This is a genomic window from Mesorhizobium sp. M1322, from assembly GCF_040318085.1.
In the GTDB taxonomy this organism is placed as follows: Bacteria; Pseudomonadota; Alphaproteobacteria; order Rhizobiales; family Rhizobiaceae; genus Mesorhizobium.
Genome location: NZ_JAMYLP010000146.1, coordinates 1 through 8432 on the forward strand (window position 1 = coordinate 1; position 8432 = coordinate 8432).

The following is an 8432-nucleotide window of genomic DNA, read 5'->3' on the forward strand; positions in this document are numbered from 1 at the left end:
GACGACCGGCTCCCGTCTCGTAATAGGTCGACCCGATACCGCCAACCGACATGCGGCGTTCAGGGATGAGCGTTTTGCCGGTGGGCCGCGGCGCCTGCGCTGCGCCGGCAATAAGCGAATTGGCGCTCACGCCCAGCGCGGTCGCATGGCCTGCAGCGACGCAGCGGCTGATATAGTCGAGTTCCTGCGACACTTACTACCTTTGTTCCCTGGTTGCCGACAATGCGGCCTCGTTCTTTCATACCAACTGGATGGTACACCAGTGGACTGGTCACCTTTCACAAATTGTCCTTCTATCAACGCAGAAAATCAGCGTTTTCTGCCCCCTACGCATCTAAAGTCGACGATTGCTGGCTGGAAAATTCCTCGCACTATAGTGATCAACGGGGATTGATTGCCCGGTCATCGCTCCGGGGCTGGCCAGGAGACGATCGAAACGACGCTGACCTATCTGTCTTCACGCGCATCTTTGAATTGAAGGCATCCGCGCTCGAAAGCCGCTGATTTCACGTAGGAATCCACGGTTCTCCCGATGTCGGATTTCAGGGTGCGGCCTGTTTGTGGTCGTTTCCTCGCAAGTTCAGTTTTGCGATTCTGTTCTCTGGCGAGGTGCGATGAACTCGATTTGGCAAGGCGGGGGGACCGCGGCGCAAGCCACGCCATTGCCGTCGCGGGTCGCTCGCGTGGTCTCGACACGAATCCTGAAGCACACTTTCGACCTGTCGGACGAGGAGATGTGCGCCCGATGGGTGGAGAACCGTACTTCCAGGATCTCACAGCGAGGAGTTTTTCCGCCATGCCGTGCCCTTCGATCGCTCGTACAGTTCAAGTGGGCCAACAAGGCGCTGCGCAAGCTCATGACCTGGCTCGACCGGACCATTCGCGACATCTCCGCCAGATAGCCGACGACGCAGAGATGGACGCGATCTTTAAATGGCCTCTCTACCAGGCATCGACCGTTCTTGAGCAGCGGCAGCGACAGCGCCAGCGCGGCCGCATGATCTACAGCCTGCACGCACATGAGGTCGAATGCATCAACGGCAAGGCACGCGCGCCTTACGAGTTCGGCGTCAAGGTCTCGATCGCTACAACGCTGAAGCGTTAAAGGGCGGCGAGTTCGCCGTGCACGCCATTGCTTTTCCCGGAAATCCCTATGACGGCCACACGATCGAAACGGTCATTCTGGCGATTGAAGACACCATCGGCAACCGGATCGAGCGCATGCTCGTCGACGCCGGTTGCCGAGGTCACAACGCACCCGAGAGCCACAAGTTCAGGGTCTTCACCGCGGGACAGAAGCGCCGCGTTACGTCCGCGATCAAGCGCGAGATGCGGTGACGATCTGCTATCGAGCCGATGATCGGCCACATCAAGGGCGAGCACCGAATGGGTCGCAACTACCTTGGCGGCGAGCAGGGCGATGCCGTCAACGCGATCCTGCCGCCGCCGCCTAAAACTTCTCCCTCTTGTTTTGTGCTCATGATCGCGCGCTTCAGCGCCGATCCAAACCGTACGCGGCTTAATCGGACGACGCGCTCGGCAGAGTTAGGCGGCGGTCGGCATAAACCTAAAGTCCGGTTCACGCTGTCCACTGATGTCGTCACTCAGTCACGAGGGCCGACATGAGGGGGCGCAAATCGGATAACTGGTCTAACTGCTCGATCATCGCAAGCGCTCGATCGGTGCGGTCGGGATCCAACACCGCGTTTGCACAGTCCTTGAATTTGGACACAAACTCACATTCCGACATCGGATTTTTTGGATGGCCGCGCATGTGATGGACGGTTTTCTGGACCACCCGCCCGTCCTGAAGCGAGGTTTCAACCCGCGCGGCCGCGCAAAAGCTTCTCGGGTCCTGGCTGGTCAGTTCAGGATCGAAGTCGAGCTTCGAAATGCCAATCAGCCGTCGGATAGCTGGGTCATCGACTACTTCTTGCGAGAATTCGGCAAGAGATACCCGCCCTCGCGCCAGCGCGACCGCGGAACAAAACTCCATACTGAACTTGCCCTCCATAGGCGTTTGGGGGGCATGGTATGCCAGGTCCCCGCCCACCCCTGGAGCAAGCACGCATCGAATGTACTTTACGTGTTCAGGTTGGATGTCATGGCTATTGCGCAATTCGAGAATAGCATCGATGGCCGAATGGGTATCGAGGCAGGACGGATATTTCTTGAAAACAATACCTGGCTCTCGGATATCGAACGGATTGCCGAGGAGCGACGCGAAGTCGACGGCACGTCCCCGCTGCGATACGTACGTGTTAAGAAAGCCGTTTGAACCTTCAAGCGCATCGAGACTTGCCGTGGCCCCTGCTGCAGCTAAAAGCGCCGCCTCTAGGCCATCCCTCGCTGCGAAACCGCAATGCATTGGCTTTACCATCGTGCCGATATTCGCACGTATACCGGCAACACGGGAGGCGGCAATACCGATGGCGGTAGCTGTACGTTCGGCGTCGAGTCCAAGTATCTTCGAGGCTCCGGCGGCAGCGCCAAACACGCCGAGTGCGGCGGTGGCGTGCCAACCGGACTGATAAAGCTCGTAACCGGCAACCCGGCCGAGCTTTGTCATCACTTCGACGGCAGCGGCATATGCGAGAAGGACATCTCGGCCCGAACGTTCTGCCAGTTCACCAGCCGCTAAAATCGCAGGGAGTGCGGGCGCTGTAGGGTGCCCACACATCGGGTCGCTGACGTCGTCAAAATCGCAAGCGTGTGCCATGACGCCGTTGGCGAGCGCGGCACCGAGCGCGGAACTTTGAACGGAATGAGCAAGAACTGTTGCTCTCTCGTGCCCACCGTGTTCGGCCACTAACCTGTTGAGTACGATTTGGGTTACCGGCTCGCGTGCACCCGCAATCACGCAGGCCAGACAGTCCATTACCCCGAACTTCAGGGTACTAAGATCGCTTGGCGACAAGGCACCGAATTCTAGCCCGCTGACGAACCTCCCAATCGCTTTCGACAGCGTGTTAGCACCTTTAACATTTGGTTTCATAAAAATCGCCTAGCTCTGTATTAGCTCGTCTTTGTGTGCCATATGCACCCGAGACTACTTACCGCCCACTAGCAGTTCAAATAGCGGTGCCAACGTGGGCTGCTTATCAAGATCACGGATGAAGTCTCCGATCAACTCGAGTTGCTTCTCGGAGAACGGCAACACCGACATTTCGCCGCAATCCTTAAGTTTCCGCATGCCATCGATGAGCGAAGCCGGGTTTTCCGGATGTCCGAACGGCTTGTCCACACGAATAAAATGTTCTGCTCCACCCTTTAGCGTCACTTTAACTGTTGTCGGCGAATTCCCATACTGGCCGTGAGTGCGCTCGATCTCTGGATCAACTTCGACCTTGGTAACGGCCATAATCCGACGCACGGCCGGATCCTGGAGCGCTTCGGGACGGAAATCGCCAATTGCAACTCTGCCGTATTGCGCTGCGACCGAGATGGCGTAAGGCAGGCTGAAACGCGCCACAACCGGGTCCTTGGGGTTCCACTTTTGGTCGCGCGGCTGGACCACAAGACTCTCAGCGCGATGATTCAACCCGAGCTCAATTGAAACAATATCCTCGCCCGCGAAGTTGTGCTTCTCGCGCAATTGCAGCAGCCCGTGGATCCCGAAATGATTACACTTACAGGACGGCCAGGGTTTGAAGCTTATAGAAGCGTTCACATAATCATAGCCCAGTTTGTCCGTAAGCATATCAAGGTCGAACTCAGGTTCGAAGGCCTTGTAGAAACCATACTTCCCAAAGAACGGCTCCCGCGGGCCGTTGAAGCCCACCATAGCTGATAGGGCCGACTCAATTCCCGAGCGGGCCCGCAATCCCTGCTGCAGCGCTACAGTGTGGGCACCTTCTTCATACATCTGGTATTCGCCGGCGGCGTGGGCGTAAGCGATTCCGAACGCATTCCGGGTTTTCTCTTCGTCGAGCCGTAGCAACTTGGCACTAACCGCGGTCGCGCCCCAGACAGAGACCATATTGTCGCGGCCCGTATTTGAAGAAAATGTGGTAACGCTACGCGCGAGACGCAAGTGCAGATCGATAGCTGTTGCGACCGCGGTCAGCAATTCTCTTCCGGTGATAGAAGGGTCGCGTTCGGCGAGTGCCAACGCCGGCGGTACATCATATGCGCTTGCGTGGCAGCCGTTGAGACAAAGCTCGTAGGTCTCGTCAAAATCGAGTGCCCTGGCTGTCGTGGCGTTGACGAGTGCTGCCAAGCTCGATGGGAGCTTTTCTCCGGAAATCCAAACTGTGCATTCTGGCTTGCCACCGGACAATGCGCCCAGTTGGCGCGCGCTGTGCGCGATCGGATCGTTCGATCCGCCGATCGCGCACGCTATGGTATCGAGGATTGAGAGCTTTGCACGTTCGATCGCTTTCTCAGGTATCGTCTCCACCCCGGAATTGAGAACGTGCCTAATGATTTGCGTCGTCACATCCATCGCCATACCTTCAAATGAATTATCGGGCTGCTGATATCTCGAACATAGCCTCGCCCTTCACGACGGATTTGATACCATACCGGACAAGTCGCCCTCCGGCTTTATCTGATCCGAAACGCAGGTTTTCCCCGCATCTAGCCTCCTACATTAAGAGTTTAGGCGCTAAACTAAGTTCATCTCTGTGTTTGAGCTATCCGCAAATGAAGCGGCGTTTCGCGCCTGCCGTGAGTCGAGGAAGGCGAGGAGCCGGGCTTATCATAGCCGTCAGCCCGCCGGACCGAATGACTATCATTCTCGCGGAAATGTCGCTCCATAGCTTCCTCAATGGGCTGACGATTATAATCCGTCGGCCTTTATTCGCGGGAGCAACCAGCATTGGATTAACCTGGTCTAAAAGACCAAGCAGGATTCGACGAGCTCTCAGCTTGACACCACGCAGTTCGGATTGTCGCTGGCAAGGTGAACCGCATCCCACACCCAAAATCAGCCTGATAGTCACAGGCGGCCAAAAGCACCCTCATTGACCTGCGTCCATCTCCTGCTGTCGATTGCACCAATGTTCGCGACAATCACCTTTATCCATCTCCGCAGGCGCTGGGACATACGGGGGCCGCAGATTGTGCCGTTTCGCCAACGGCCGAAGATGGTGTGATCGACCAATCGATCAAGGCAACGGCATGCTGAAGTATCGCCTCGGCCCCAGCACGGGTTGGTGAAGAGGCGATGACATATCCGAAACAGTCTCGGTAATCGCCTTTCCTGACGATCGGTGTCTTGGGTTGAACATGCAATTTGACCTCGGCGACATCTGGTACGGCTGCCGCCCGACTGTCGCCATCGATCCAGTCGAGGATGCCATCGCGATCAGGGAGGAGGAACCGCGCCCCCGCAGTATCCGAACGCCTTCTGCGCAAATTCAATTCGTCGCCGATCACAAGCTTGATGTGCTCGGTGACGAGATCGACGCCATAAGCTAACTTAACCATTTGAGGACCGGGCGCGCCAGAAAGACGCGGATTGACTTCAATGACGACTGGGCCACGCTTCGTCCAGCGGAACCCGATGTTCTTTGGCCCCCAGCCAAGGTCGAGAGCTTGCAAACAGCTCAGCGAAACATCGGCGACACGCCCCTGCTCGTCGTTAGTCAGCACGGCCGGATAGGTGCACTCACGATGGACAAAATGCGGTGGGCGGCCGAAGGCAGCGGTGCCAATTCCAATGACCTCATCTCCCATTATGTCGGCCCAATAATAGGGGCCTTGTGCGAATTCTTCGACTAGGATCCTCGGCGAGGACCGCCAAATGTGCTTCCCGTCCAACAGGTAGGTTGTATGTTCGGATAACTCATCGACATTACGGCACAATCGGACACCGCTGCTGCCGCTGCCGACAGCTGGCTTGAGAATCACCGGGAGGCAGAGTTCCGCGGCACAGCTTTCTACGTCTGTCGCATTCGCTGCCAAGCGATAAGCGGGCATTGGAACGCCGGCCTCCGCGAGGAGTTGACGTTGAGTAAACTTATCGCAGCATCGTTCAATCGATGTGGGGTTCGGTCCTGGTAGATCGAAGTATCGGCAGAGCTTGCCAACCGTCGCATAGACTGACTCGTCGAGGTCCGTAAAGCCAGTTATGCCAGCAATGTCATAGGTCGCACGCAGCCGGGAACATTCGCGGGCCAGTGCATCGAGATTGTCGGTATCAACACGGATTGCCTCTATGTTTTCGGATGCAAGATAGTCGTACCGAGTTGGATCGGCCGACAGGGTAATTGGATGAAGGCCAAGACACTGGGCCGCCTTCACGTACAGCAGACCAATACTCCTGTTGCCTTCAACCAGGATGAGCGCTCTTCTTGCCATTGGCGTGGATCTCCGTTGTGTGCCGTGCGGCGGCCTGAGTGTAAACAGGCGTCGGCTTTTATCCTGCCTCACCTCAGAATCGCGAAACAATAGCATTGGCGGCGATATTCGGTTGCGAAGGTTCTATAAAGTTATGTGAAGTATTTATCGTTTGATCGAGTTGTGACACAGAGAGCATCGGCTATTCGGAGGATTACCATGTTTAAGGGAAGGTAATTTAACTGGGAAAGTTTTGAACTTGATATCTGACAGACGGTGCCCGGCTGACGGTCTGGCCCTATTGTCACTCTCCGCCGGGACCTCAAGGCCAGCCTGCTCGAATATGCGGGCCGGTTTCCGAAGGTAGAGATCCGGACGGTTGACGGATCGCGCTCGCGCCTGTTTTCCGGGCTCGCAGGCGGTCTCGCCGACATGGATCGTGAGCGGTGATCTGGTTCCCAGACAGGGCAAGCGATGGCTTTGCCGACCGGGCCGATCATGGTTCGCTTCGCCCTGTGTTCGACGAACGCTCGCGGCGGCGCTTTGCGGCGGCCGAGGCGTTTGGCGGCTGGGCGCGGTGGGATCGCTGCGGTGGCGCGGGCCACTGGCATCGCCCCCAGCACCATTGGCCGGGCGCTGCGCGAGGTGCGCAGCGGCGAGGCGTTCGATGCTGGGCGCGTGTGCCGTCCAAGGGCCGGCGACAAGCTGACGAGCGAGACGGATCCGAGCCTGATTGACGATCTGCGAGCGCTCATCGAGCCCGACACGCGGGGCGATCCGCAGTCGCCGCTGCTTTGGACCTGCAAGAGCATGAGCAAGCTTGCCGACGCGCTGTGCGACATGGGTCACCAGATCAGGCGAACTCCTGCACAAGCTCGGCTACAGGCTGCAAGCCAACCGCAAGACGCGCGAGGGGGCGAACCATCCCAATCGCGACGCCCAATTCCACTACATCAACAACCAGGTCAAGGCGGCGCTGGCGGCCGGCGAACCGGCGATCTCAGTGGACACGAAGAAGAAGGAACTGGTCGGCGATTTCAAGAATGCCGGGAGCGAATGGCATCCCCAAGGCTCGCCGCCGCAGGTGCGGTGCACGACTTCATCATCCCGGAGTTTGGGCGCGCGGTGCCTACTGCGTCTACGACATCGCCGACAATACCGGCTGGGTGAGCGTCGGCATCGATCACGACACGGCGGCGTTCGCGGTCAACGCTATCCGGCAACTGGTGGCGCAGATGGGTCGCGAGCGTTACCCGGACGCCACGCGCCTGATGATCACCGCCGACGGTGGCGGCAATGCGTCGCGGGTGCGGTTGTGGAAACAAAAACTCCAGAGGCTCGCCGACGACATGCGCATGCCCATCACCGTCTGCCACCTGCCGCCCGGCACTAGCGAGTGGAACCGCATCGAGCATCGCTGTCCTCGTTCATCACCGCCAACTGGCGTGGCAAGCGGCTGGTCTGTCACAGGGTCATCGTCGAGCTGATCGCTGCGACGACCACCGACGCCGGAATTGAACGTGCGGCAGCCAACTCGATACCAACACCTATCCGAGAGGCTGAATTGCAAGCGGTAAATGTCGTCCGCCATGACTTCCATGGCGACTGGCACTACAAGATCCAACCGAGCGCCCCGCTTCCAACGTAGTTATCCGCGGACGACGCCTAGCGTATGACCACAGCCGGTCGAACAGAGAAGCAGCACACACTACTGTCCTGGGCAGCATCTGGCCGACGCAATTGGCTCAATCGCATCATAAAGGGCCAAGTACCAGCGCAGGCAAAGCAGGACGACTGACCCGTTAAACGACGTCCCTTGAATACCGTAGCCCACCGAAATTCGTCGAGACGCTCCGTGCCGCACCACCCGACCAAAACGTTGCAACAGATCCTTCACATAAAGTCATAGAGTCTTTGCGACCGCAGGCGGCGGACAGTTGTAAGTTCAAATGTCGATGCCGGCTCAATACTCCCCAGAAGTGCCGTTTGAATCTTCCCCAGTTTAGCGCTGTCGCCGGTCTTCCGGAGCGCGCTCCGGGAGACCGGCGGCGCGTGATCGTTGATGCTTCTCCTGATGGTCGGGAGAGGGATTTCGGTGATCAAGATCGGGGAGATGATGATGATACTGGATTTGCATCGGCAGGGCCTGT

The 8432-nt window shown here is 57.9% G+C and carries 4 protein-coding genes and 2 pseudogenes; 2 read left to right on the forward strand and 4 right to left on the reverse strand.

All coding sequences use genetic code 11. From position 1 onward, the window contains the following. On the reverse strand, window positions 1–193 hold a 193-nt coding region (locus tag NKH12_RS29085; protein ID WP_352956283.1), incomplete at its 3' end, for a hypothetical protein. A 466-nt stretch (window positions 194–659) separates the two neighbouring features. Here NKH12_RS29085 and NKH12_RS29090 point away from each other — a divergent pair. Next, window positions 660–1440 (forward strand): annotated as a pseudogene (locus NKH12_RS29090) (transposase family protein); the annotation flags it as partial. 160 nt (window positions 1441–1600) lie between these two features. Here NKH12_RS29090 and NKH12_RS29095 read toward each other — a convergent pair. The 3 genes from NKH12_RS29095 to NKH12_RS29105 all read right to left on the reverse strand — a co-directional run bounded on the left by NKH12_RS29095 (window position 1601) and on the right by NKH12_RS29105 (window position 6303). Next, window positions 1601–2995 (reverse strand): MmgE/PrpD family protein, encoded by a 1395-nt coding sequence (locus tag NKH12_RS29095; protein WP_352956284.1) that lies wholly within the window; start codon window positions 2993–2995, stop codon window positions 1601–1603. A gap of 54 nt (window positions 2996–3049) precedes the next feature. After that, the gene (locus NKH12_RS29100; protein WP_352956285.1) at window positions 3050–4444 is read right to left on the reverse strand and encodes an MmgE/PrpD family protein; all 1395 of its coding nucleotides are present in this window, start codon (window positions 4442–4444) and stop codon (window positions 3050–3052) included. 575 nt (window positions 4445–5019) lie between these two features. Then, on the reverse strand, window positions 5020–6303 hold the full coding sequence (locus tag NKH12_RS29105) for an ATP-grasp domain-containing protein (protein ID WP_352956286.1): 1284 nt from the start codon (window positions 6301–6303) through the stop codon (window positions 5020–5022). 494 nt (window positions 6304–6797) lie between these two features. Here NKH12_RS29105 and NKH12_RS29110 point away from each other — a divergent pair. Then, window positions 6798–7930, forward strand: a pseudogene (locus tag NKH12_RS29110) (ISAzo13 family transposase). Window positions 7931–8432 lie beyond the last annotated feature (502 nt).